Origin of the sequence: Hyphomonas sp., assembly GCF_013823385.1 — a bacterium.
Lineage (GTDB): Bacteria > Pseudomonadota > Alphaproteobacteria > Caulobacterales > Hyphomonadaceae > Hyphomonas.
Window position 1 is genome coordinate 1 of record NZ_PNMA01000114.1, and the last position, 1,965, is coordinate 1,965.

Genomic DNA, 1,965 nt, shown 5'->3' on the forward strand with positions numbered 1-1,965 from the left:
ATCCGGTTTCTCAAGGCCTACAACGTGTTCAATGCCGATCAGATCGACGGTCTGCCTGCCCACTACTATCCAGACCTCGCGCCGCCTGAAGATCGACCCGAATCCGTACACCGCACCGCGATCGACGCCTTCTTCGCAACCCTGCCAATCGACATTCGGCATGGGGGTAACGCTGCGTTCTTTTCGCCTGCCGGCGACTACATCCAGATGCCGCCGCGCGAAGCGTTCCATTCCGACGATCACTATGCGAGCACGCTCGGGCACGAGGCCGTTCACTGGTCTGGCGGCAAGACACGGCTCGAGCGGACCTTCGGCAAACGCTTCGGCGACAAGGCTTATGCCTTCGAAGAACTGGTCGCCTCCATCGGTCAGTGCCTGATCTGTGCCGATCTCGGCCTGCCCGGTGAGCTCCATGACAATCATGCGAGCTACATCAGCCACTGGCTCGAGATCCTGAAGGGCGATTCCTCCGCGATCATTCATGCCGCGGCCAAGGCCGAACAGGCCTTCAGCTACCTCAAGGCATTCGGCTGCAGCGCCGCGAGCGAGCGGCCTGAGGTCCTGTCTGAGGACACACCGGCGCTGAAGCGCGCGGCATAGAGGGGAGGGGGAAGGGGGCAGGCGTCCAATCAAGGAGACTTCGGATGCCTGCCACCCCCCACCTCGACCTGCCCTTTCGCTTTCAGCGTGCGCTGCAACCCGATGGCTTGCGGGTCATGCAGACTTGCAGCGCCGCCCTCAACGATGCCATGGGCGATGCCCGGCGCGCCGGGCACGACCCCGATACCGACCCGGCCGTTCTCCTGCTCGGAAGACACCTGGGCCGCGTGGCCGCCGGCGAGTCCCCCGAGGCGATCCATCCTGAGGATGAGGCGCTGCGTACGGCGTGCGAACAGCGGATTGCGGAGCTGCGATCTGCCCCCATTCTGGTCCCGCTTGTACAGCGCGGGCTTGACTGCGATCCCGATCTCATCCGGGTCTACAGATCTTCCGCGCGCGAAGCCTTGCGCTACCTCGCCCAGACGCTGTGTCTCGACCCTGCTGACTACAGCATCGAGCAAGAGCCGCATTTCACGGCCGAAAACCCCGCGATCAGCCTGTTTGCCAGGAGCTTCTGCGTCACCATCGACCCTTGCCGGATAAACCCCGGACGGGAGATCGGATGGGTCAGAACCCATGGACGCAATGGGGCATGGGCAGGCCGGCAGCTGCGCGGTCCCATCGACCTCATGAGCAATATCGCCCGATTTGCCGCGACCCTGCGACGCGACTGCAATCTCAACCAGCCCGCCTGAAGCGGGCACAGCCGAAGGAATTTCTCATGGGATGGCTCTCAATGCCGCTGTCGAGCATGCACCCCCACAAGACGCCCAAGGAGTATCTCGATGCGCAGTTCACCTTCGAGCATCCCTATGACGCTGAAGGCAAGCGGATCGAAGCCGGGCCAGCTCACCCGCTCCCTGATGGCGCTTCCACCCGCGGCCTGCGCGTGATCGCTTCGTCCTGTCTGCGCAATAAGGTCTGGTATGCGGCCATCGCGCACGTCGAAAACGGCAAAACCGGAACTGTCTTCGCAGCCGTCGTGCTCGTGCGCTGGAATCCGCGTGCCAGCGACGGCTACGTGTTCGCTTACAAGGACATGGACGAAACTGCGGGTCCGTTCGAATGTGAGTGCCCTGAGCGCATCCTGCGACTGCTGGACCCGACCGACAATCATTCGGCTCTGGTCTGGCGCCGCCGCTGCATCCGCAATCTCATGCGAGGATCGCGCAAGCTTGAGGACGGGATGCAAATCCGACTGCCGTCCAAAATCCGCTTCACCGATGGCTATGAAGGCGATGTGTTTTTCATCCGCAAGCGAGGCCGCAAGACCACGCTCGCACTTACCGCCGACGGACCTCCCTGCTACCAGATCAGCAACCTTGCGCGCAGGGAATTCACGATCATCCCCCAAACCCGCGTGCA

General features: G+C 62.8%; 3 protein-coding genes. All 3 read left to right on the forward strand.

Annotated elements, in window-relative coordinates; all coding sequences use genetic code 11:
- On the forward strand, positions 1-600 hold a 600-nt coding region (locus C0456_RS20220; RefSeq protein WP_291056403.1), incomplete at its 5' end, for a zincin-like metallopeptidase domain-containing protein.
- A 44-nt stretch (positions 601-644) separates the two neighbouring features.
- Positions 645-1,295, forward strand: a complete 651-nt coding sequence (locus C0456_RS20225; protein ID WP_291056405.1) for a hypothetical protein — start codon at positions 645-647, stop codon at positions 1,293-1,295.
- A gap of 41 nt (positions 1,296-1,336) precedes the next feature.
- A partial coding sequence (locus tag C0456_RS20230; RefSeq protein WP_291056407.1) for a hypothetical protein occupies positions 1,337-1,965 on the forward strand: 629 nt, incomplete at its 3' end.